Annotated in this window: 26 protein-coding genes; 10 read left to right on the plus strand and 16 right to left on the minus strand. The window is 60.7% G+C overall.

Annotation, left to right across the window (positions count from 1 at the left end):
- Positions 1-14: 14 nt before the first annotated feature.
- The 5 genes from fabB (at position 15) to BLX89_RS10300 (ending at position 4,681) form a co-directional block, all read left to right on the plus strand.
- Complete coding sequence (fabB, locus tag BLX89_RS10280; protein ID WP_075290747.1) at positions 15-1,238, plus strand: beta-ketoacyl-ACP synthase I; 1,224 nt, start codon at positions 15-17, stop codon at positions 1,236-1,238.
- A 4-nt stretch (positions 1,239-1,242) separates the two neighbouring features.
- Positions 1,243-2,049, plus strand: a complete 807-nt coding sequence (gene fabI / locus BLX89_RS10285; protein WP_075290749.1) for an enoyl-ACP reductase FabI — start codon at positions 1,243-1,245, stop codon at positions 2,047-2,049.
- 87 nt (positions 2,050-2,136) lie between these two features.
- The gene (htpG, locus tag BLX89_RS10290; RefSeq protein WP_075290751.1) at positions 2,137-4,023 is read left to right on the plus strand and encodes a molecular chaperone HtpG; all 1,887 of its coding nucleotides are present in this window, start codon (positions 2,137-2,139) and stop codon (positions 4,021-4,023) included.
- Between the two features lie 76 nt (positions 4,024-4,099).
- Entirely contained in the window at positions 4,100-4,282 is a 183-nt protein-coding gene (locus BLX89_RS10295; protein WP_075291093.1) for a type II toxin-antitoxin system HicA family toxin, read from the plus strand.
- Positions 4,283-4,285: 3 nt separating this feature from the next.
- Positions 4,286-4,681, plus strand: a complete 396-nt coding sequence (locus BLX89_RS10300; RefSeq protein ID WP_075290753.1) for a type II toxin-antitoxin system HicB family antitoxin — start codon at positions 4,286-4,288, stop codon at positions 4,679-4,681.
- A gap of 8 nt (positions 4,682-4,689) precedes the next feature.
- On the opposite strand, the gene BLX89_RS10305 is transcribed toward BLX89_RS10300, so the two are convergent.
- The 9 genes from BLX89_RS10305 to rbfA all read right to left on the minus strand — a co-directional run bounded on the left by BLX89_RS10305 (position 4,690) and on the right by rbfA (position 13,047).
- Complete coding sequence (locus tag BLX89_RS10305) at positions 4,690-4,932, minus strand: hypothetical protein (protein ID WP_075290755.1); 243 nt, start codon at positions 4,930-4,932, stop codon at positions 4,690-4,692.
- A 93-nt stretch (positions 4,933-5,025) separates the two neighbouring features.
- Positions 5,026-6,048 carry a class I SAM-dependent methyltransferase gene (locus BLX89_RS10310; protein WP_075290757.1) on the minus strand — a complete coding sequence of 341 codons (1,023 nt, stop codon included), beginning with the start codon at positions 6,046-6,048 and terminating at the stop codon, positions 5,026-5,028.
- Positions 6,049-6,128: 80 nt separating this feature from the next.
- On the minus strand, positions 6,129-8,261 hold the full coding sequence (gene pnp, locus BLX89_RS10315; RefSeq protein ID WP_075290759.1) for a polyribonucleotide nucleotidyltransferase: 2,133 nt from the start codon (positions 8,259-8,261) through the stop codon (positions 6,129-6,131).
- A 317-nt stretch (positions 8,262-8,578) separates the two neighbouring features.
- Positions 8,579-8,848 carry a 30S ribosomal protein S15 gene (gene rpsO, locus BLX89_RS10320; RefSeq protein WP_056317704.1) on the minus strand — a complete coding sequence of 90 codons (270 nt, stop codon included), beginning with the start codon at positions 8,846-8,848 and terminating at the stop codon, positions 8,579-8,581.
- 183 nt (positions 8,849-9,031) lie between these two features.
- Positions 9,032-9,361, minus strand: coding sequence for an SH3 domain-containing protein (locus BLX89_RS10325; RefSeq protein WP_075290761.1), 330 nt, complete (start codon positions 9,359-9,361; stop codon positions 9,032-9,034).
- 12 nt (positions 9,362-9,373) lie between these two features.
- Positions 9,374-11,059 (minus strand): sensor histidine kinase, encoded by a 1,686-nt coding sequence (locus BLX89_RS10330; RefSeq protein ID WP_075290763.1) that lies wholly within the window; start codon positions 11,057-11,059, stop codon positions 9,374-9,376.
- Positions 11,060-11,233: 174 nt separating this feature from the next.
- Positions 11,234-12,169: a tRNA pseudouridine(55) synthase TruB gene (truB, locus tag BLX89_RS10335; RefSeq protein WP_075290765.1), complete on the minus strand. Its 936-nt coding sequence runs from the start codon at positions 12,167-12,169 to the stop codon at positions 11,234-11,236.
- 3 nt (positions 12,170-12,172) lie between these two features.
- Positions 12,173-12,628 (minus strand): hypothetical protein, encoded by a 456-nt coding sequence (locus BLX89_RS10340; protein WP_075290767.1) that lies wholly within the window; start codon positions 12,626-12,628, stop codon positions 12,173-12,175.
- Positions 12,628-13,047 (minus strand): 30S ribosome-binding factor RbfA, encoded by a 420-nt coding sequence (gene rbfA, locus BLX89_RS10345; protein ID WP_075290769.1) that lies wholly within the window; start codon positions 13,045-13,047, stop codon positions 12,628-12,630. Before rbfA ends, BLX89_RS10340 begins: the two co-directional genes overlap by 1 nt.
- A gap of 186 nt (positions 13,048-13,233) precedes the next feature.
- Here rbfA and BLX89_RS10350 point away from each other — a divergent pair, with 186 nt between their 5' ends.
- The gene (locus BLX89_RS10350; RefSeq protein WP_075290771.1) at positions 13,234-13,974 is read left to right on the plus strand and encodes a type 1 glutamine amidotransferase; all 741 of its coding nucleotides are present in this window, start codon (positions 13,234-13,236) and stop codon (positions 13,972-13,974) included.
- Positions 13,975-13,976: 2 nt separating this feature from the next.
- Here the strand turns inward: BLX89_RS10350 and BLX89_RS10355 are convergent, their stop codons facing one another.
- The 4 genes from BLX89_RS10355 to BLX89_RS10370 form a co-directional block, all read right to left on the minus strand.
- A complete protein-coding gene (locus BLX89_RS10355) occupies positions 13,977-14,639 on the minus strand; it encodes a CDP-alcohol phosphatidyltransferase family protein (protein WP_075291094.1) in 663 nt (220 codons plus the stop codon).
- Positions 14,636-15,586, minus strand: a complete 951-nt coding sequence (locus BLX89_RS10360) for a phosphatidate cytidylyltransferase (protein WP_075290773.1) — start codon at positions 15,584-15,586, stop codon at positions 14,636-14,638. Before BLX89_RS10360 ends, BLX89_RS10355 begins: the two co-directional genes overlap by 4 nt.
- Positions 15,583-16,227: a lysophospholipid acyltransferase family protein gene (locus BLX89_RS10365; RefSeq protein WP_075290775.1), complete on the minus strand. Its 645-nt coding sequence runs from the start codon at positions 16,225-16,227 to the stop codon at positions 15,583-15,585. The genes BLX89_RS10360 and BLX89_RS10365 overlap by 4 nt, the downstream gene beginning before the upstream one ends.
- Before the next feature lie 61 nt (positions 16,228-16,288).
- Positions 16,289-16,762: a GFA family protein gene (locus BLX89_RS10370; RefSeq protein ID WP_075290777.1), complete on the minus strand. Its 474-nt coding sequence runs from the start codon at positions 16,760-16,762 to the stop codon at positions 16,289-16,291.
- 113 nt (positions 16,763-16,875) lie between these two features.
- On the opposite strand from BLX89_RS10370, the gene BLX89_RS25005 reads away from it, so the two are divergent.
- On the plus strand, positions 16,876-17,331 hold the full coding sequence (locus BLX89_RS25005) for a hypothetical protein (RefSeq protein WP_245292804.1): 456 nt from the start codon (positions 16,876-16,878) through the stop codon (positions 17,329-17,331).
- A 283-nt stretch (positions 17,332-17,614) separates the two neighbouring features.
- A complete protein-coding gene (locus tag BLX89_RS10380; protein ID WP_075290781.1) occupies positions 17,615-18,655 on the plus strand; it encodes a glutamine synthetase beta-grasp domain-containing protein in 1,041 nt (346 codons plus the stop codon).
- Between the two features lie 82 nt (positions 18,656-18,737).
- On the opposite strand, the gene BLX89_RS10385 is transcribed toward BLX89_RS10380, so the two are convergent.
- Together BLX89_RS10385 and BLX89_RS10390 are read right to left on the minus strand one after the other, a co-directional pair.
- Positions 18,738-19,082, minus strand: a complete 345-nt coding sequence (locus tag BLX89_RS10385; RefSeq protein ID WP_075290783.1) for a hypothetical protein — start codon at positions 19,080-19,082, stop codon at positions 18,738-18,740.
- Between the two features lie 16 nt (positions 19,083-19,098).
- On the minus strand, positions 19,099-19,350 hold the full coding sequence (locus BLX89_RS10390; protein WP_075290785.1) for a GlsB/YeaQ/YmgE family stress response membrane protein: 252 nt from the start codon (positions 19,348-19,350) through the stop codon (positions 19,099-19,101).
- Between the two features lie 199 nt (positions 19,351-19,549).
- Between BLX89_RS10390 and BLX89_RS10395 the strand changes: the two genes are divergently transcribed.
- Both BLX89_RS10395 and BLX89_RS10400 read left to right on the plus strand, forming a co-directional pair.
- Entirely contained in the window at positions 19,550-20,440 is an 891-nt protein-coding gene (locus BLX89_RS10395; protein ID WP_075290787.1) for an EamA family transporter, read from the plus strand.
- A 113-nt stretch (positions 20,441-20,553) separates the two neighbouring features.
- Positions 20,554-21,795: an SAM-dependent methyltransferase gene (locus tag BLX89_RS10400; protein WP_075290789.1), complete on the plus strand. Its 1,242-nt coding sequence runs from the start codon at positions 20,554-20,556 to the stop codon at positions 21,793-21,795.
- A gap of 4 nt (positions 21,796-21,799) precedes the next feature.
- On the opposite strand, the gene BLX89_RS10405 is transcribed toward BLX89_RS10400, so the two are convergent.
- Positions 21,800-22,600, minus strand: coding sequence for a C40 family peptidase (locus BLX89_RS10405; RefSeq protein ID WP_075290791.1), 801 nt, complete (start codon positions 22,598-22,600; stop codon positions 21,800-21,802).
- Positions 22,601-22,619: the final 19 nt, after the last annotated feature.

Below are 22,619 nucleotides of genomic sequence, written 5' to 3' on the forward strand. Positions count from 1 at the left end.
AAGAGGTCATCGACATGAGACGGGTTGTTGTCACGGGTCTGGGGATCGTTTCCTCGATCGGAAATGATGCACAGGAAGTCACCGCGTCGCTGCGCGAAGCCAAGTCCGGCATCTCGTTCTCCAACGACTTTGCCGAACACGGCTTCAAGTGCCAGGTCTGGGGCGCACCGAACATCGATACGACCGAGCTCGTCGATCGCCGCGCTGCCCGCTTCCTGTCGCAGGGCGGCACCTGGAACCATGTGGCGATGAAGCAGGCGATTGCTGACAGCGGCCTTGAAGAGAAGGACGTCGGCGGCAACGAGCGCACCGGTATCATCATGGGCTCGGGCGGTCCGTCCACCCGCACGCTGATCGATGCGGCCGAAATCACCATCAAGAACAACTCGCCCAAGCGCATCGGTCCGTTCGCCGTGCCGAAGGCGATGTCGTCGACGGCGTCGGCCACGCTCGCCACCTGGTTCAAGATCCACGGCGTCAACTATTCGATCTCGTCGGCCTGCTCCACCTCCGCGCACTGCATCGGCAACGCGGTCGAAATGATCCAGTGGGGCAAACAGGACGTGATGTTCGCCGGCGGTCATGAAGACCTCGACTGGACCATGTCGAACCTCTTCGACGCCATGGGCGCAATGTCCTCCAAGTACAATGATACGCCGTCCACCGCTTCGCGCGCCTATGACGTGTCGCGTGACGGTTTCGTCATCGCCGGTGGTGCGGGCGTTCTGGTTCTGGAAGAGCTGGAGCATGCCAAGGCCCGTGGCGCCAAGATCTATGCGGAAGTCGTCGGTTATGGCGCGACATCCGATGGTTACGACATGGTTGCTCCTTCGGGCGAAGGCGCCGTCCGCTGCATGCGTCAGGCGCTTGCCACCGTGCAGGGTGACGTCGATTACATCAACACCCACGGCACTTCGACGCCGGTGGGCGATTCCAAGGAAATCGGCGCGATCCGCGAAGTCTTCGGCTCGAAGATCCCGCATATTCAATCGACCAAGTCGCTGACCGGTCACTCGCTGGGAGCAGCCGGCGTGCAGGAATCGATCTATGGCCTCTTGATGATGCAGGCCGGCTTCATCGGCGAAAGCGCTCACATCACCGAACTCGACCCGGAATTCGACGGCGTTCCGATCGTGCGCAAGCGCATCGACAATGCCAAGATCGACACGGTTCTGTCGAACTCGTTCGGTTTCGGCGGCACCAACGCGACGCTCGTGTTCCAGCGCTACAACGGATAAGATAATGACCGGCATCATGGCAGGAAAACGCGGCCTCATCATGGGCGTCGCCAACAATCATTCGATCGCCTGGGGCATTGCCAAGGCGCTGGCCGGTGCCGGCGCGGAACTCGCCTTCACCTACCAGGCCGAAGCCCTCGGCAAGCGCGTGAAACCGCTTGCGGCGGAAGTCGGTTCCGACGTCCTGCTGCCCTGCGATGTCGAAGACCTGGCGTCTGTCGATGCCGTCATTGAGGCGCTGAAGGAAAAATGGGGCAAGCTCGATTTCGTCGTGCACGCCATCGGCTTCTCCGACAAGAACGAGCTGAAGGGCCTCTATGCCGACACCTCGCGTGAGAATTTCAGCCGCACGATGGTCATCTCCTGCTTCTCCTTCACGGAAATCGCCAAGCGCGCTGCGGGCCTGATGACAGATGGCGGCGCGATGCTGACGCTGACCTATGGCGGCTCGGTGCGGGTGATGCCGAACTACAATGTCATGGGCGTTGCCAAGGCCGCGCTTGAGGCCTCCGTGCGCTATCTCGCAGCCGACTACGGCGTCAACGGCATTCGCGTCAACGCGATCTCCGCCGGCCCGATCCGCACGCTCGCCGGTGCCGGGATTTCGGATGCCCGCGCGATGCTCTCCTGGCAGCAGAAGAACTCGCCGATGCGCCGCACCGTGACGATCGAAGATGTCGGCAATTCCGCTTTGTACCTGCTGTCTGACCTGTCGCGTGGCGTGACCGGCGAAATTCACTATGTGGACAGCGGCTACAACATCACCTCGATGCCAGCGCTCGACACGCTGCGCAGCGCCGATAGCGAGTAGTATTTGGCTTGAAATTGCCTCTTGATTTTTGAGCGATGGCTCGCCAGTTACGGGCCATCCAACCCACTTAATCGAGGTCCTTCAAGCATGAGCGATGCTACTGAAAAACCTGTCGAAAATCACGTCTTCGAGGCCGATGTCGCCCGCCTCCTGCATCTCATGGTGCATTCGGTCTATTCCGACAAGGACGTCTTCCTCCGCGAGCTGATCTCCAACGCGGCCGATGCCTGCGAGAAGCTGCGCTACGAAGCCATCAGCGCCCCGGAACTTCTGGGCTCGGATCCTTCCCCGCGCATCACCCTTTCGCTTGATGAAAGCGAAAACCGGCTGATCGTCGCCGACAACGGCATCGGCATGAGCCGCGACGAATTGATCGAGGCCCTTGGCACCATTGCTCGCTCCGGCACCCGCGCTTTCATGGAGCGTATCGAGGCGGCAAAGGCCGGCGACGGTGCGCAACTCATCGGCCAGTTCGGCGTCGGCTTCTATTCCGCCTTCATGGTGGCGAACCGTGTCGATGTCGTCTCCCGACGCGCTGGCAGCGAACATGCGTGGCGCTGGTCGTCTGACGGTCAGGGCAGCTATACGGTCGAACCGGTCGCGCTTGCGGATGCGCCGGCGCGCGGCACGCGCATCACCCTGCAGCTGATGGATGACGCGAAGTCCTACACCTCGAAATGGAGCGTGGAGCGTATCGTCAAGGAGCAGTCTGGCCATGTGCCGGTGCCGATCGACCTGATCGAGTTGCCATCCGGCGAAACGAGCCAGATCGGCGACGGCACGGCGCTGTGGACGCGCCCGCGCACCGAGATCACCAAGGAAGAATATGCCGATTTCTACCGCAGCGTTGCCGGCCAATACGACGAGCCGGCGCTGACAGTGCATTTCCGCGCCGAGGGCCGCCACGAATATACCGGCCTCGCCTTTTTGCCGAGCAACAAGCCCTATGACCTTTTCGATCCGACCGGCAAGGGCCGGATGAAGCTTTACGTCAAGCGTGTCTTCATCACCGATGAGGCCGAGCTTCTGCCGCGGTATCTGCGCTTCGTGCGCGGCTTGGTCGATACAGCCGATCTGCCGCTTAACGTTTCGCGCGAGATGATCCAGGAAAGCCCCATCCTGTCGGCCATCCGCAAGGGCCTGACAAACCGCGTTCTGACCGCTATCGAGAAGCTAGCGGAAAGCGACAAGGATGCTTTCACAAAACTCTGGGATGCCTTCGGTCCCGTCATCAAGGAAGGCATCTACGACGACTTCGAGCGTCGGGCGCAACTGATGGCATTGGCCCGCTTCCGCACGACAGCCTCCGTCGAAGCGCCTCGTTCGCTTGCCGAATACGTCAAGGGCATGAAGGACGCACAGGCGGCGATCTATTACCTCACGGGCGACAATCTCGCCCAGCTCCAGGCTTCGCCGCAGCTCGAAGGTTTTCGCGCCCGCGGCATCGAGGTCCTGGTGCTGACAGATTCGATCGACAGCTTCTGGGTCACGATGGCCCCCGATTTCGAGGGCAAGCCCTTCAAATCGATCACGCAAGGCGCCGCCGATCTTGCACAGGTGCCGAAGCTCGACGCCAAGGAGCCGGCGAGCGCGGAGTCAACCGAGGCCGTCAAGGATTTCATCGCCTTCGCCAAGGTAACGCTGGCGGATGCCGTATCCGATGTCCGCGCCTCGGACCGCCTGACGGAAAGCGCCGTTTGCCTCGTGGCCCCGGAACATGGTCCGGACCGGCAGATGGAGAAGATGCTGGCCGGCGCCGGCCGTCTCGACTCAGCCGCCAAGCCGATCCTCGAGGTCAATCCCGACAACAGCTTGATCGCCGCCGTTGCGGCGAATTCGAACGAGGCTTTCCGTGCCGATGCGGTGAACCTGCTTCTCGATCAGGCCCGAATCTTGGACGGCGACCGTCCATCCGATCCGCGTGCTTTTGCGGACCGGCTTTCGCGGCTGTTTGATCAGGCGCTGAAGGGGTAGCTTGAAGCTGTTCAAAGAGTTGCAAAGCCCATCGATGCGCATTATAATGCGCATTGATGGGTCAGGCGATATGTTTATGGAGCGCGACAGCAAGGCAATTATCAAGCGGCTGAAAGCAGAAGGATACGAGCTCGTTACCGTAACTGGCTCACATCACAAGCTCCGCAAAGGTACAAAGACCGTTATCGTACCGCATCCAAGAAAAGACCTGCCGACAGGAACCGCCCGCGCAATCGCGAAACAAGCCGGATGGATTTAAACCATGAAGCATTTCATTGCTCTCGTTCACAAAGAAGAGGAAAGCGCCTATGGCGTAAGTTTCCCAGATCTGCCGGGTGTTTTTTCCGCCGCAGATGCCGAGGAAGATCTTACCGCGAACGCGATGGAAGCCATACGCCTCTGGGCCGAGGATCAGACTGTTCCGTCACCCTCTTCCCACGATGCGGTGATAGGGCGCGAAGATATTCTCCAGGAGTTGGCAAACGGCGCGTTCCTGATGCGCGTTCCGTTTATTGAGGATGATAGCAGGACAGTGCGGGCAAACGTCACATTCGAAAAGGGCATGCTGGACGCGATCGATGCCGCCGCACGCGAGCGGGGCATGACCCGCTCTGCGTTCCTTGCGAGCTGTGCTCGAAAGGAAATAGAGGCCGCTTAAGGTAGCGTTTACGCCACCCACCAAACCCCGAGCAGAACGACAAGCACCACAGCCGCAAAGCCGAGAAACATCACGATCTGTTTTCGTGTATCGCCCAATTCTGCAGTATCAACAGGCGGCCGACCAGAGGTCTGAAAGGCAAGCGGTACCTCGGAGGTCACGCTCTTGCCTTCGTTGCTCTTAATATCCTTCACCATCACTTCCGCAACGCCCTCGGTAATGGGCGGGCGCTGTCCGGCGCTTGAAGCCATCAGCAAAACTCCCTCGGAACGCCGCATGAAGCCACGCGGCTAGGTATTGAGGATGAGCCGGTTTTGGCGATAAAGCAAATTTAAAAAGGAAGCTTAACGCCGGCCCCAGAGAACCTTGAAGCGGGCATTGCGGCAGGTTTCGCCCCATTCCTTGAACGCCTCGGTCATGACCGGCTCGTAGGGCAGGCCGCGATTGGCGACGATCATCACGCGGCCGCCGATCTTCACCGCCTTCGCCGCCATGCGGATCATCGCAGCACCCAGCGCCGGTTCTGCCGCCTGGCTCTCATGGAAGGGCGGGTTCATGATGATCAGGTCGAACTTGTCGCGTGGCTCTTCGCTGGTCAGGTCCTGCCAGTGGAAGCGCGTCGGGATTTTTGGTGCATTGACCGCCAGATTTCCACGCGCCGCTTCCAGCGCGTGGAAATCCGCCTCGAACAGGTCAATACCCTTCAGGCCCGGCGACTTTTCAGCGAGCATGACCGAGAGATAGCCCCAGCCCGCACCAAAATCGGCGGCATGGCCGGTAAAATCGGTCGGCAGGCGTGAGGCGAGAAGCTCGGAGCCGGCATCGATCCGGTCATGGGAGAACATGCCGGGCGCGGCATCGAAGCGGCCTTCGACACGAACCGGCTTCTTGGCATAGCGTTCGATGACGGCGTTTGCATCCGCATCGGTTGGACGGCCGAACCAGAAGGCGACGCCATGATATTTTGGCAGGCTGTCGCCACCCCAGCCGAGCTGGTAGAAGCGCTTGCGCAGCGACTGGATGCCGTCTTCCTTGCCGCCGGCAACGACGATCGTGCCGCCGATCTTCGTGCGCTTCAGCGCCTCGGCGATCCGGTCTTCGTTCTCGCCCTTGTGCTTGCCACAGAGAACCAGCGCCGCGTCATAATCGTCGCCCTCGGGCGAGGTCGTGACGTTCGCACGGGCGGCCTGCAGGGCCTTGTGGAGCGGCTTCAGCGGCTGGACCGCGTCGATAGTGCCGGCAAAGCCTTCCGGCAGCCTGTAGCCCGCCTCGGCGCCAAGAAAGAGCACGCGCTCGCCTTCGCCCGGAGACGGCAGAGTGCCGTTGTCGAAGGGATAGAAAAGGGTTTTCAAAGTGTCGCGGCTCATGGCGGAAGTCCCGTGGAAGATAAAGAAAGGGCGCGGAACGATCTGCTCCGCGCCCGGGTACTTAGAAAGGACGCGATTGCTTATTCAGCAGCTTCGCCTTCGCCCTTCGCCAGTTCCTTGCCGGTGGCCTGGTCGATGACCTTCATGGAAAGGCGAACCTTGCCGCGTTCATCGAAGCCCATCAGCTTGACCCAGACCTTGTCGCCTTCCTTGACGACATCAGAGGTCTTGGCAACGCGCTCGGAAGCGAGCTGCGAGATGTGCACGAGGCCGTCACGCGGGCCGAAGAAGTTGACGAAGGCGCCGAAGTCGGCGGTCTTGACGACCGTGCCTTCGTAAATCTGGCCAACTTCCGGCTCGGCAACGATGGAATGAATCCACTTGCGGGCCGCTTCGATTTCCTTGCCCGAAGAGGATGCGATCTTGATCGTGCCGTCGTCTTCGATGTTGACCTTGGCGCCGGTCTTTTCGACGATTTCGCGGATGACCTTGCCGCCCGAACCGATGACTTCACGGATCTTATCGACCGGGATCTGCATCACTTCGATGCGCGGTGCGAATTCGCCGAGCTGCGAGCGGCCTTCGGTGATGGCATTGGCCATCTCGCCGAGGATGTGCTTGCGGCCGCCCTGCGCCTGGCTGAGCGCGACCTTCATGATCTCTTCGGTGATACCGGCGATCTTGATGTCCATCTGCAGCGAGGTGATGCCGTCAGCGGTGCCGGCAACCTTGAAGTCCATGTCGCCGAGGTGATCCTCGTCGCCGAGGATGTCGGAGAGAACGGCGAAGCGGTCACCTTCGAGGATCAGGCCCATGGCGATACCGGCAACCGGCTTTGCGAGCGGTACGCCGGCGTCCATCAGTGCGAGCGAGGTGCCGCAGACGGTTGCCATCGAGGACGAGCCGTTGGACTCGGTGATTTCCGAGACGACGCGCAGCGTGTAGGGGAACTGCTCCGGGCTCGGCAGCATCGGGCGGATGGCGCGCCATGCGAGCTTGCCGTGACCGATTTCGCGACGGCCCGGGGAGCCCATGCGACCGGTTTCACCGACCGAGTAGGGCGGGAAGTTGTAGTGCAGCAGGAAGCGTTCCTTGTACATGCCGGTGAGGCTATCGACGTACTGTTCGTCTTCGCCGGTGCCGAGCGTCGCAACAACGATCGCCTGGGTTTCGCCGCGGGTGAACAGCGCCGAGCCATGGGTGCGCGGCAGGATGCCGACTTCTGAAACGATCTTGCGGACGGTTTCGAGATCGCGGCCGTCGATGCGGCTCTTGGTGTCGAGGATGTTCCAGCGAACGATCTTGGCCTGCAGGTGCTTGAAGACGGAGCCGATGACTTCAGCGGTGTACTTCGGCTCGACACCTTCCGGGAAGAAGTGTGCCTTGACCTTTGCCTTGACGGCGTCGACGGCAGCGTAGCGTTCAGCCTTCTGCGTGTTCTTGTAGGCAGTGCGCAGCTCGGCTTCGAAATGCTGGAGCATTTCGGCTTCGAGTTCGGAGTAGTCTTCCGGCTGGAAGTCGCGCGGCTCCTTGGCGGCGACTTCAGCGAGCTTGATGATCGCGTCGATCACCGGCTGGAAGCCCTTGTGGCCGAACATGACGGCACCGAGCATGACGTCTTCGTTGAGTTCCTTGGCTTCGGATTCCACCATCAGGACGGCGTCCTGGGTGCCGGCAACAACCAGGTCGAGAACCGATTCGTCCATCTCGTCGAGATGCGGATTCAGAACGTATTCGCCGTTGATGTAGCCGACGCGGGCGCCGCCGACCGGGCCCATGAAGGGAACGCCGGAGATGGTGAGGGCAGCCGATGCTGCAACCATCGACAGGACGTCCGGATCGTTTTCAAGGTCGTGCTGGACGACGGTGACGACAACCTGGGTGTCGTTCTTGTAGCCTTCCGGAAACAGCGGGCGGATCGGGCGGTCGATCAGGCGGGAAACCAGCGTTTCCTTTTCCGACGGACGACCTTCGCGCTTGAAGTAGCCGCCGGGGATCTTGCCGGCGGCGTAGGTCTTTTCCTGGTAGTTGACGGTCAGCGGGAAGAAGTCCTGGCCCGGCTTCGGCGCCTTGGCCGAAACGACGGTCGCCAGAACGACGGTTTCGCCGTAGGTCGCGAGAACCGCGCCGTCAGCCTGACGGGCGATCTTGCCGGTTTCGAGCTTGAGCGGGCGGCCGGCCCATTCGATTTCTACCGTGTGCGTATCGAACATATCTTGTCCTTCTATGCGGGCTTATCCGCGTCGCTGCCGTAAATGACAGGCGCGAGCGGCTTAGGGCCCCGCAAATATGACGCATCATGGGCAAGACAACGGGAGGCTTCGTCATTTCAGCGCAGCTGCGCCGAAGCATCCTGCAATCCTGCCCCATGACAGGTCATCGGTTGTTCCGCAGCGCCGGCCCATCCGGGCTGCTGGAAATAATTGTCTCGCCGGCGCGCCAGAGTGGCTGCCTTAGGCGAAGAACGGGAAAAGCCCCGTCAAAAGCGACCGGCGGACGTCCTTGTCGAACGTCCGCCGGAAGCGAGGTCTTAGCGGCGGATGCCGAGAGCCGTGATCAGCTTGGTGTAGCGCGCTTCTTCTTTCTTCTTGAGATAATCAAGAAGCGAACGGCGGCTGGAAACCATTGCCAGAAGGCCACGACGCGAGTGGTTGTCCTTCTTGTGGCCCTTGAAGTGTTCGGTCAGGTTGTTGATCCGTTCCGTCAGGATAGCAACCTGGACTTCCGGAGAACCGGTATCGCCTTCAACGATTGCGTATTCCTTGATAAGCGCAGCCTTGCGCTCTGCAGTGATCGACATCGTGTGATCCTTTCGATTTTACAGGATTTCGGGACGCCTGCAGCCGGGATGTCGTCTAGCTGCGGCCAAATGGAGCAGAAGGCCGCTTTTATTACGGAGCTTTTGCTGGCGGTGCCTATAAACCATCCTGACACAAAAGGAAAGGGGCGTGCACGAGGCCCGGCCGGCACCCTTCCGGTGCTGTCAACCGGGCGGTGTCCGCGGGCGCATCGGCGCTGATTTCATCGCATCTGCAGCGCAGTCGAGATAGGCGCCAAACACCCAGCCCTGTTCTCTGCCATCGGCGAAAATGCGCAGCCAAAGTTTTTGCCCGACCATGCGCTCTTCCAGCACCCGCACGCTGCTGCCGTTGTCAATTGTCGAGAGAATGCCGCCGTTGGGCTGCGCGCGAACATTAAGCGGCGTTCCGGTCGGGTCAGCGACGGTACAGACGCGATCGGACCCCAAGGTCGGTGCCGCGCCGGCGAGTACCATCGCGGATAACAAGCAGCATGCCCGAACGATCGGCCGCATCGTGTCGCCCCCTCAGCTTTCCTCCACAAGCTCGCCCAGCAAGCGCGCGCGTGGAATGGTGATATGCCATTCGATACCATCGTCATGCATGCTGCGCTTCAGCGTTGCGCCGAGCGCCATAGCCAGCATGCGCTCTAGCACCATGGTTCCGAAACCCTTGCGTGGCGAGCTTGGAATGTCCGAAAGATCGGCCCCGCGCTCGCGCCAGACGATCACGACATCCTCGTCGCCGCTGGTCCAGGCAAGATCGATCGTGCCGTCGCCATTGGCAAGCGCACCGTATTTCGTGGCGTTTGTGGCAAGCTCGTGCAAGGCCATGCCGAGGGTCTGCGAGACCTGTGCGTCGAGCCGCACCGAGGGTCCGAAGATGCGCACGCGCGCCGGATCGTCGGGGATGAAGGGCTGGAGCTGGTTACGGGCGAGTTCGCCGAAATCGACACCCTGAGAAGCGTTGGCGATCATCAGGTCGGTCGAGCGCGCAAGGCCCGCGATGCGCTTGCGGAAGGTGTCGGCGAAATCCTGCCGGCTTTCGGGCGATGTCACCGACTGGTTCAGCATCGACTGGATGACGGTGAGTTGGTTTTTCGAGCGGTGCGCCACTTCGCGCATGAGGAAGCGAATTTCGTTTTCCGCCTTTGCACGCGCCTGTGCGGCATCGGCAATCGCCTGGGAAACCGTTTCGACTTCGGTGATCATGTGCTCGCGCGGGGCGATCGGCTGACCTTCGCCCAGAAGCCGCGCATCCCGCTCCACCATTTTGACGCCCTGGGCGAGGACACGGGCGATCAGCGTGGATCCTGCGACAGCAAAGCCCGCAAACAGCACGGCTCCGGCGGACAGCCAGAGGAACGACCAGAACACCGGGGCATCGACGGCCGAACTCTTCGCCCACGCGACGATCCGCCATCCTGTCGACATGGAAAACTCCGTCACTGTACGGTAGGCGACGCCATCGTGAGACGCCTCGTGGATCCCGACATTCAGGGCCGGCGCGAGATCCATGAAAAACGGCTTTCCAACGGCAAGCGATGGATCGGACGAAGCGATCAGCTTGCCGGTGCGATCCAGCAGCGCGGCGTTCCATCCGGGAGAAAGCACGTCGCGGTTGACAGCCTTGCGCATGCCATCCGCGTTCCCCGTCAGCGTCAGCAGGTAATCCGGCTGGCCAGAAGGCGTGCGGACCGGCAGGTACACGTTATAGACCCAGCGCTGCGCGGTGCGGCCGAAGAAAACGTCGGACACCAGCGGCTCGCCGCTCTGGAAGGCCTGGCTGATCGACTTCGGATCGGAGGCTGGACCAAGCGGGCTTCCGAAGGCAACGCGCGTGTTCAGCAACTGCTGACCGGTGCGATCGATAAGGAGCAGGTTGTTTCCGGTATCGGCGAGAGCGGCAACGGCGCGTGCATGAAGGGCTGCCAGATCGGCCGGATCGATCTGGTTTCCAGGCGACAGCGCCTTCAGCGCCGTCAGCATGCCTTCGATCTCGCGCTCGACGACCCGTGTAACGGCGCCAGTCGAGCCCTTGAGCAAGGCCGTCATGACGCGATCCTGCTCGTCGGTAATACGCTTGAGGATGACAAGCGAGAACACGAAAGAGGGGACGATCGCGATGATCACCAGTGCCGTAAGGTAGAATGACAACGGTCGCCGGAGCCGGTGGCGCAGGTCCGCCGCAAAGGTGCCAAACCGCGCCCGCATGCCTTTGTCCTGCATCGTCGTCAAACGCAGCCCTCGTATATCGCAACCGCCGCCGCGGCATCATTCCAACCTCGGCAGCGGTGCGCCCTGTGCCGAACGCACCTGTGCCGATTCTTTCGGGGCGATCATGCGTCAGGGCGCAGTGGAAGGCAAACTTCCGGTCGCCGCCTGATATCAATCGGTGTTGAACACCCGCTTAGGCCGGAACTCTCCCTCACCGATTTCGCCGATGGCGACGAGCTTGCCGCGCGCGGTGGCATAGGCTTCCGGCTCGGCCAGCGGGGCGTCGCGGCCGCGCATGATAATCGGGTTGCCCATGCGCAGGCGGTGGGCCTGATCGTCACTGATGGCGATATGCGGCAGGTTCGACAGAGCTTCGCCGGTATCGATCAGGAAAGCATCGAGCGCTTCAAGGCGTTCTTCGTCGCTCTCGATCTTTTCCAGCGCCACGAGCTCTGCAAGTGGCACCATCTGCTCTTCGGCAAACGGCGCGACAAAGCTGCGGCGTAGAGAGGCGATATGGCCAAAGCAGCCGAGCTCACGGCCGAAATCGCGTGCCAGCGAACGCACATAGGTTCCCTTGCCGCATTCGATCTCGAAATGCGCAAGGTTCGGGGTGCAGCCGATGAGCGACAGGCGGAACACTTCCACTTCGCGGGCAGGGATTTCGACGGTCTCGCCATCCCGGGCAAGATCGTAGGCGCGCTCGCCATCGATCTTGATCGCCGAGAACTGCGGCGGCACCTGCGAGATGACGCCGGTATAGCTTGGCAGAAGAGCGCGGATCGCCTCTTCCGTGGGACGGTTGTCGGAGGATTTTACGACCTGGCCTTCCAGATCGTCGGTGGAGCGCTCTTCGCCCCAGGCCACGGAGAATTCATAGATCTTGCGGCCGTCCATCACATACGGAACGGTCTTGGTCGCATCGCCGAGCGCGATCGGCAGCATGCCCGACGCCAAGGGGTCGAGTGTGCCGGCATGGCCTGCCTTCTGCGCCTTGAACAGCCACTTGATCTTGGAAACGGCTTCGGTCGAGCCGAAATCGAGCGGTTTGTCGAGGATCAGCCAGCCGGAAATCGGCCGGCCCTTGGGCTTGCGGGGTTTTGACATTGTTCAGGCTCTTTTTTTGCGGAAGGTGGCGGCTGTCTTGGCGACGCTGCCATCCGGCATTTTCTGGCTGTTGCCTTTTTCGTATCCCAGCGCATAGAGGCGGCGGGCGATCAGGTAACCGGCGGCGATCGGCGCGCCGTTGGCGATGCTGTAATCGTCGCCCAGTTCCTCGACGAGGAGCGGCTCTATGGCGCCGAGCGGCGGCTTTCCGGTGGAAGCGGCATCGGTCAGCAGCTTCTCATGATAGGGCGAATAGATGACGGCTTCGAGCACCTTCATCTCGCGGTCACCATGAGCAATTTCCTCGCCCCGACGAAAGGGCAGGCCGGAGGCCACCATCATCTCGACAAGACGCACCGCCTCGGCATTGTCGAAGCGGGCAAGATTGGTGCGATAAAAGGTCTGACGGCGCTCAAAAGTCCAGCTGTTGAGCTCGTCGAGAGTGATATGCTTTGCCATCACTGCCCGTTTTTGTCGTCAGGGCCGTCTTCATCGGTAAGGTCGCGCTGGACTTCCGGCGAGCGCAGAAGCTCATCGATCTTCTTGTAGTTGTCGAAGCTCGTGTCGTCGCGGAAGCGCACTTCCGGCATATATTTCATCTGCCGCAGATGCGGTGTCAGACGTCCGCGAATATACTTGGCATTCTTGTTGAGGGCGGCGATCGGTTCGGCATGATCGGCGACGCCAAGCGGCGTCACATAGGCCGTGGCGATCTTCAGGTCGGGCGACATGCGCACTTCCGAAATCGAAATCACGGTCTTTTCGATCAACGGATCGCGCACCTCTCCCCGCTGCAGAACCTGGGTCAGGGCTGCACGGACTTGCTCGCCGACCCTCAGCATGCGCTGCGAGGGGGCGGATGAGGTTGCTTTGCTCATGGTTTTTCCGCTGTCTGGCGTTTCAATGAACGCAATAGTGGCGGTCAAATGCCTCTTTCGGGTCCAAAGGTCAAGGCTTTCCGGGTTTTTCAGGCTTTCCAACTGGTGAGAATCAGGGGAGGGAGCTTGAAAGCGGCAGGTCTCCATGTTCAATCAGGGCCCAAGATTTTGAAGACAGGAGCAGCCATGCGGGTTCTGGTGGTCGAGAATATGCCTCATTCCAAACTGGGGCAGGTGGGTGTTGCGCTGACGGAAGCCGGTGCCCAAATCGATCTTCGCCGTCCCTATGACGGTGCGGCCTTGCCGGACGATGCGGCGGATTTCGATGCTCTCGTCGTCTTCGGCGGAGAACAGAGCGCCGTCGACGACGAGCTGCATCCCTATCTGCCAAGCCTCGCCCGGCTGATGCGCGTCTTTACCGAGGCCGACAAGGCGGTTCTCGGTATCTGCCTCGGAAGTCAGTTGCTTGCTCGTGGCTATGGCGCTGAAAACCTCCTGAACCGCACGCGCGAATTCGGCTGGCACGACGTTATGCTGACCGCCGAGGGGCGCGCCGATCCGGTGCTGTCTGCCGCTGGCGATGCGTTCAAGATTTTCGAGTGGCACTCCGATACCTTCACCCTGCCACAGGGTGCCGTGCATCTTGCCGCCAACCCCGCCGTCGCCAACCAGGCCTTCCGCGTCGGCCGCGCCGGTTACGGCATGCAGTTCCATTTCGAGGCCTCGACCGATGTGGTGGTCGAATGGAACGATATCTTCCGTCACCAGATCGTCGCGCGGGATGCGCAGTGGCTCGAGGACTATCAGCTTCATGCAGCCGCCGATGGCCCGCAGGCCGATGCGGACGGCTTAGCGTTGGCGCGTGCATGGGTGAAGCAGATCCGCGTCGAGGCGAGCCATGCGCCGCTGCAGGCCCGTGTCGGCTGAGCCTACGCCGGCGGACGCCCACGCGCCTTCAGTTGCTGGATGATATGCCATGAGCGCCGGATGACGGTGATCGCCGAGCCAAGTGCCACGATCGTCAGGGCGATGATCAGGATATCGTCCCGTCCGGACCAGAGCGGTTCGAAGACGGAGATTATGGCCGCTGCGGTGATGGTCGCCATGCGGTGCTGCTTGGCCATCGGGCCGGAGAAATCGGCGGGCAGGCCATTGGCGTGCCCGAGTTCGCGGACATAGGCGGTCAGGATTGCAAGCGCCGCCGCTGCCCAGCCGAGTTCCGGCATGTCGACGCCGGCGCCGACCCCGGCAAAGATGAAGAGATCGGCGGCGCGATCGGGAAACTCGTTCCAGAACGGCCCGTCGGCAGCACCCTTGCCGCCTTCCACCGCCACCATGCCATCGAAAAGGTTGCAGAGCAGCCGAAGCTGGCAGAAGAGTGCCGCAAGCAGCAGCATGACGATGCGCTCGGTATGCTCGCTGTGTCCTGCCCACCAGAATGCCCCTCCGGCCAGCGCGGCCATGACCATGCTGGCTTGCGAAATCTGGTTCGGAGTCACCGAGCGTTCCGCCAGAAAACGGGCGATCCCTTGCGCCCATTTCGTGTTGCGGCTGGCAAGCGGGCGGCGATCCTTCAGTTCTTCCTGCGTCATGTCAGCGACCACCCGAAGCGAACGATATGGAAGAAGATCGGCGCGGAGAAGACGACCGAGTCGAGCCGGTCGATCAGCCCGCCATGGCCTCCGATGAGGTGCCCCCAATCCTTGACGCCCTTGTCCCGTTTGATGGCGGACATCACCAGTCCGCCGAAGAAGCCCATGATCGCGATCGTCAGCGCAAGTCCTGCCGCCTGCAGCGGCGAAAATGGCGTGATCCACCACAGCCCGGCGCCGACCAGCGTCGCGCTCGCAACGCCGCCGACAAAGCCCTCGACCGTTTTTGACGGCGAAAGTCTGGGCGCGATCTTGGTTTTTCCGAAGAGTTTGCCCCAGACATATTGCAGCACATCGCTCATCTGCACGACGATGATCAGGAAGGCGATCAGCAGCACGTTTTTCCCGTCATAGCCGGGAATATCGAGACTGAGCAGCGCCGGCACATGCGAGGCACAAAAGACGCAGATCATCAGCGCCCACTGCACCTCGGCGATGCGCATCAGAAAATGCTCGGTATCCCCCCGGAGCACCGAGATGATCGGCATGAACAGGAAGGCGTAGACGGGGATGAAGATCGAATAGAGCCCGTAATATTCGATCGCGATCAGATAATACTGCACCGGCAGCACGACAAAGAAAGCCGCTGCCAGCGCCCAATGATCGGCGCGGCGGGTGTTGGTGAGTGTCACGAATTCGCGCAGCGCCGCGAAGGAGCAGAAGGCAAAGAGAATGACGACGCCCACCCGGCCGGCAATAAAGGCGATGCCGATCAGCACGACCATCACCCACCAGGCATTGATGCGGGCATTGAGGTTCTCGATGGTCGTGTTGCTGCCGTCAGGCGAAAGCTTCACTCTCAGGACATAGCCGATCACCGAGGCGACGGCGAGAAAGGCGCCGGTGCCGGACAGAAGCAGGATAAGATCCGATTGCGCGTCGTTCATGCCGCCGCTCCCGCGACTTTCGGTGACAGGGCGAGCAGTGCCGCGCGGCTTCGCTCCAGAAAGGCCTCGCGGCTCTCATAGGGCAATATTCTGATGGCGCTGCCGAAGGTGACGGTGCAGATCAGCGGGATCGGCACGATCTCGCCCTTGGGCATCACTCGGTTGAGATTGTCGATCCAGACCGGAACCAGATCGATCTCTGGCCTTAGCGTGGCGAGATTGAAGAGCCCGCTCCTGAACGGCAGCAACGGTTCCTCCGTCTCGTTGCGCGTGCCTTCGGGAAAAAGGATCAGCGAGGACCCGCCATCCAGCGCCTCGGCCATCCGGACGATCGGGTCGCCCGTACGCTTGTCCTTGTCGCGCTCGATCAGCACGGCGTTGAAGACATCCTGGCCGATGAAGCGCTTCAGTTTCGTCGCCAGCCAGTATTCCGCGCCGGCGACGGGCCGCGTGCGGGAACGTATCCAGGGCGGTAGCACCGCCCAGACCAGGATGAAATCGCCATGGCTCGAATGATTGGCAAAGTAAATGCAAGGCTGCTTCGGCAGGCCGCTTTCCGGCCAGATCGCCCGCACGGCCGTCATGGCACGCGCGAAGACCACGATCATGGTGGCGACCGGCCTGGTGATCAGCGCTTTCATGCAGTCCCCTCTTCGCCCGGCCCCTCTTGCCCGGCTAAGTCAATCGAACGTTTCGCGAATGTCAATTATTCGATGAGGATTGAGCGAGCGCCTGATACTCGGCGATAAGCCCTTCATAGGCTTCCATGGGCGGGAAAGTTTTGTAGCTGTGACGGGCGCCGGTTTCGGCAAAGGCCAGCTTTTCCGACGTAAAGGTCTCGATGAAGGGGGCACACCAGCTTGCATCATCGAGCATTGTGGGGCGCATGTTGACGAGCCAGTCCATGCCTGCAGGGCGGGTGAACATCCAGCTCAGGCAATAGTCGCAGAAATAATGCCGCGTTTCACCCTGCAGCCCGCCGATCACCGGCTCGCCTTGAGTGATCTCGAAGCCATCGGTCGGCATGAGCGCGCTCAGCGAATAGGCGCTGGAAGACATGCGCTGACAGCCCGTGCAGTGGCAAGCCATTGTCATGATCGGCGCCTTGGAAATTTTGAGGCGCACGCGTCCGCATCGGCAGCCTCCCTCGCTCGGTAAATCCGGCTTGCTGCTCATATCACTCTCCTCCCGTTTTTCCCTTGTCTATCAGGACGTGGTGCATTTCGGGAGATAGTGCAGGCGCCGGCACCGGCGAGTGACAGACCGATTTTTGGCGGCAAGATTCGCCCATGGATACGTTTGTCGGGGAAGGTGGAGCCGTCATGGCTCATGAAGGTGCGATCAACATCGCGTCGGCGCGGGAAATCCGCGAATGCGACCGGCTGCCTTTCGGCAGTCCGGTCATTTCAGTCGAGACGTTTCGCGTCCTTGTCGGCTTCGCGAATGGCAGCGCCATGATACCAGCTGCTTTCGAGAGCCTCGTAGCAGATGACTTCCGGCTTTTTGCGAAACGCAACAACGCTGCCTGCTTCGGAAAGCGGACGGGAGCGTCTGAACATGCCTGCCGGGAACTGCACGATCTCGGCAGACCCGTGATGCGTATGTATTGCCATATAATGGCCTCCGGTGTTTCGAGCGCGGTGTGCGCTTGGAGGAAATATAGCAACTCTGCCTGCTTTTTGCACTACATGCTGCAAAATATTTCGGCAAATGTTTCTTTTGTAAGCAGTTTACGACGCATCTGACTCGAAAATCCGAATATTGAGTCTTCCGAGTGTTGTGGATGTCTAAAATATAGGCAAAGTTTTGGGCCCCTCGCTAACCCCCCGTGACAACTGCGAGAATCCGTCTGCCGTTGGGTGCGTTGCGGCAAGGAGTTGGTTTTCTTCGCGATTGTCAGGCGTCGTTGGTCAAACTGGCACGCATTATGCTTCTGTAAGTCCGGGTCCTCGATGACCGGGCCGGCTTTGGCCGTCCTTTCAGCGAGGCGTGCTCGTTTTCGAAGCAACTCATGATGAGAGACGTCAAATGACAAAATACAAGCTCGAGTACATCTGGCTCGATGGTTATACGCCGGTCCCGAACCTGCGCGGCAAGACGCAGATCAAGGAATACGATTCTTTCCCGACGCTTGAGCAGCTGCCGCTCTGGGGCTTCGACGGTTCCTCCACGATGCAGGCCGAAGGCCGCTCGTCGGATTGCGTCCTGAAGCCGGTTGCGATCTATCCGGATCCGGCCCGCACCAACGGCGCTCTCGTCATGTGCGAAGTCATGATGCCCGATGGCGTCACCCCGCATCCGTCGAACGCGCGCGCCACCATCCTTGACGACGAAGGTGCATGGTTCGGCTTCGAGCAGGAATACTTCTTCTACCAGAACGGCCGCCCGCTCGGCTTCCCGGAATCCGGTTACCCGGCTCCGCAGGGTCCGTACTACACCGGTGTCGGTTATTCGAACGTCGGCGATATCGCCCGCGAAATTGTCGAAGAGCACCTCGATCTCTGCCTCGCTGCCGGCATCAACCATGAAGGCATCAATGCCGAAGTGGCCAAGGGCCAGTGGGAATTCCAGGTGTTCGGCAAGGGCTCCAAGCGCGCTGCCGACGAAGTCTGGATGGCTCGCTACCTGTTGCTCCGCCTGACGGAAAAGTACGGCGTCGACATCGAGTTCCACTGCAAGCCGCTTGGCGATACCGACTGGAACGGCTCGGGCATGCACTGCAACTTCTCGACCGAGTACATGCGCACCGTCGGCGGCAAGGAATACTTCGAAGCCCTGATGGCGCAGTTCGACAAGAACCTGATGGAACACATCGCGGTTTACGGCCCGGACAACGACAAGCGTCTGACCGGCAAGCACGAAACCGCTCCGTGGAACAAGTTCTCCTACGGCGTTGCCGACCGTGGCGCTTCGATCCGCGTTCCGCATTCCTTCGTGAAAAACGACTACAAGGGCTATCTGGAAGATCGCCGCCCGAACTCCCAGGGCGACCCCTACCAGATCGCATCGCGCGTTCTGAAGACCATCTCCGAAGTTCCGCTCGCCGGCTCCGCCACGGCTGCAGCCTGATCGGCTTCTCCCAAGACTGAAAGGGCGCGGTTTTGAACCGCGCCCTTTTCCGTTTCATCTGTTTTGCGGGGCTATCCTCCCCTCAGTGTGGCTTTGCCGTCCTGAGTTCGGGATAAGCCTCCGACAAATCCGCGCCACCGATATGGCTGTCATCATAGCCTTCAAGTGTCACGGAAATCGCATCCTCAACATCAACACCACCTTCGCGGCGCACCGCTATGCGTTGGCCATTGGTGCGAACCAGGGTCGCCTCGCCTGAAAAACCCTGCTTCATCAGCCAGTCGCGCGGGGCATTGAGGCGAATGCGGACCTGACGCGTGTTGTCGTCTTCCTCACGGGCAACGACCAGCTCGTAGGCAACAGGCTCCGAATGGCCGTTGATCTCAAGCTTGCCCTGTCCGTTTCCTTCTGCTGCAAAGGTCAGCATTCGCGTCTCCTTTTTTCTATCGACGGATCGCTCGTCCAACGGCAATCAGGATGCATGCGCCGATAAAGCCGATGATCAGATAAGCGAGCCATCCGGTAAACGCCATGCCGGCAAAGGCAAGGATGGCGTTCAGAACGATGGCACCGATGATGCCGAGAATGATGTTTATGAAGAGGCCCATGTTCGACTTCATGAATTGTTCAGCGAGCCAACCGGCCAAGCCCCCGATGATGATTGCTGCAATCCAGCCAACCCCGTTCACGTCCATAGTCCATCTCCATTTGGTTCAACTTCAGTGAAAACGAGGTGCTGCCGTGATTGTTCCCGAAGAGGTCGAAAACGGCCCTCGATCGGCGGGAAGGAACGGGACATCAATTTTCCTCATCATATCCCCGACAAATATGAATTTGCAGACGGGCAGGCTGCCGTCTACAGCCATCATGGTGGCGAAGTCGGGAGATGAGAGCATGGATCAGCGTTCAGCGAACGCGCAAGAACTCGGCAACGGCAAACAGGCTGCCGGCCCGGGCGCGTCTGCCCTTCTTGGCGGGCTGATGTGCCTTCTGTCCATGTCGAGCGTCCAGTTCGGATCGGCATTCTCGGCGCCGGCAATCTCTGCCTATGGTCCGGCCGGGACGACCTGGATGCGGTTGGCATGGGCAGCGCTCATGCTTCTCGTCATCGTGCGCCCGCCGATCTTCCGCTACAGCCTGCATCAATGGAAAATGGCGATCACGCTTGGCGCCTGCATGGCCGGCATGACGCTGTGTTTCTTTGCGGCGATCGAGCGCATTCCGCTCGGTCTTGCGGTCGCCATCGATTTTCTGGGGCCGCTTCTGGTCGCGACCTTCGCCTTCGGAATCGGCTGGCGGCTCGTCTGGCCGCTGATCGCGGGTCTCGGCGTCCTGTTGCTCGCCCATGATGGCGAAGGCTGGGTCGGCGAGCCCATCGGCATTCTTTTCGCCTTCGGTGCCGCCACGGGTTGGGGGCTCTACATCATTCTCATGAAGAAAGCCGGTACGGTGTTCCATGGGCTGCAGGGGCTTGCCATGTCGCTGATGGTTGCAGCCATCGTCGCAACCCCGTTCGGGCTCATGGATTTGCCGCGGATGACAGGCGAAGGCCTGATCCTCATCGCCGGGCTCGCGATCCTCGTGCCGCTTCTTCCCTATGCTTTGGAGATGATTGCGCTACGCCGCATGAGCACCGCTTCGTTTGGCATCCTGATGAGCCTTGAACCGGCGCTTGGCGCCATCGCCGGTTTCGTGGTGCTCTCCCAGCCGATGACCGCATTGCAGATCGGCGGCACCTTGCTCGTCGTCGCAGCCAGCGCCGGCGCCACCATCAGCGCCGGATAAACCTGATCCGCTGCGCGCCCGCGTTGCAAAACCTCAATTATTTCCGCGCTTTTTCAAAAGCCGGTGCTAGGATGCCTGGCGTCAGGAGCCCGTAATATCGCCAAGGGGAATGTATGTTTCCACTCTCGCATATGATGAAGGCCTTTATCCGCAAGGGACAGTTGACCGTCATCGATGCCGCGGGAAAGCGGCATGTGTTTTCAGGAACACCCGGTCCCGAAGTCACCATGCGCCTCACCGATCCCAGGCTTTACCGTTCGCTTGTCTTCAATTCCGAGCTTGCCGCCGGCGAGGCCTATATGGACGGCACGTTGCGCTTCGAGGATGGCTCGACGCTGCGCGATTTTCTTCAGCTCTTTTCGCTCAACCGCCTGTCGCTCGGGTCGTATCCGATCCAGAAGGCGATCCGCGCCATAAAGATGCGCTTCCGCAAGCGCCAGCAGTCCAACATAAAGGGTGAAGCGCAACGCAACGTCGCCCATCATTACGATCTTGGAAACGAATTCTACAAGCTCTTCCTCGATGCCAACATGCTCTATTCCTGCGCCTATTTCCGGGAGCCGGACGAGACGCTGGAGCAGGCGCAGCGCAACAAGCTCAGGCTGCTCGCCTCAAAGCTGTGCTTGCGGCCGGGCATGAAAGTGCTGGATATCGGCTGCGGCTGGGGCGATCTCGCACTTTACCTTGCCAAGCTGGAAGATGTCGAAGTGCTCGGCGTGACGCTTTCGAAAGAACAGCAGGCCCTTGCCACCGAGCGGGCGCGGGCGGCCGGACTTGAAAACCGCGTCCGCTTCGAGCTGCGCGATTACCGCGATGTCGATGAAACCTTCCATCGTATCGTCTCTGTGGGCATGTTCGAGCATGTCGGCGTGCAGCATTACGACGAGTTCTTCAAGAAGCTGAACGCGCTGATGCCGGATGATGGTATCGCCGTCCTGCATTCGATCGGTCATATGAGCCCGCCCGGCATGGCGAGCGCCTGGCTGCGCAAGTACATTTTCCCCGGCGCTTATTCACCGGCCCTTTCGGAGGTTTTCGAGGTCGTCGAGCAGAACAGCCTCTGGGTTACCGATCTCGAGTTTTTGCGCGTGCACTATGCCACCACGCTCAAGCACTGGTGCGATCGCTTCGAGAAAAACCGCGACAAGGTCGTCGCCATGTATGACGAGCGCTTCGCCCGCATGTGGGAATTTTACCTGATCAGCTGCGAGATGATGTTCCGCACCGGCAGCCAGCTCGTCTTTCATATGCAACTGTCGCGCACCCGCGATTCAGCTCCCATCGTGCGGGACTACATCACAGACCGGCAGAAGGCCTATATCGTGCGCGAGCAGACGCTGAAGCTGACGCTTTAGGCGTTCAGTCCGGCTCCCATTGCAGCCGCTTATAGTCGAAACCGTATTCCAGCGTCGGCTTCACGATGGCGAAATAGGGTGAAAGGTCGAAGTCGCGCGGCGTGTAAAGCGAATGGTGGCGAATGTGCAGGATTTCGGCCCGTGAATAGGTCGAGGTTGCTGCGGCCCGACCCGGCGCGCGGGTGATCTCCGGCAGGATCGGATATTGTATGCCGGCAAAGGCCTGGGCGATCAGCGTCGAGCAGATCGCCCGTGTCGGATCGCCCGAGCCGAAGGCCAGCATGCGCCTGCGAAAACGCACCGGCACCGGTGGCGTCGGCAGGAAATAGCGCAGCATGTCGAAGATATTCTTCAGGTCGTACTTCAGGCCGAGCCGCGAGATCATGAACGACAAGACCTTGTCGCGATCCTCCGGCATAAGACCCACGGGCCGGCAGATGCGGGTATTGTAGGTCGAATATTTGCTGAGCGGCACTGCCACGCAGCCTTCTCCCAGATTGACCTCGATCAGCTGCGGCCGTTCGATGACAGGTAGGGTGGCCTGATCGAGGGTCAGCGGGATTTCGTCGCCGGCGAAGAAAGCCGCATGCGACCAGGTGGATTGCGTCAGGTATTTGATTGCCGAGGAAACCTTCTGGTTGCCTTCGATGAGAAGAATGTCGCAAGGGCGCAGCGTGCGCGCCAAGGTCTCGGGATCGGAAGGGGTATAGGGCTCGTAGCCGGATGTCTGGCGCGTCAGTTGTCCGGCGATACGCCGGCCCACGCGATCGAGGAAGGTGTCCTTGCTGGCATAAAGCGGGTTCATCGCACTCGCTGCTTTCGGC

Origin of the sequence: Pararhizobium arenae, assembly GCF_001931685.1 — a bacterium.
Taxonomy (GTDB): Bacteria; Pseudomonadota; Alphaproteobacteria; order Rhizobiales; family Rhizobiaceae; genus Pararhizobium; species Pararhizobium arenae.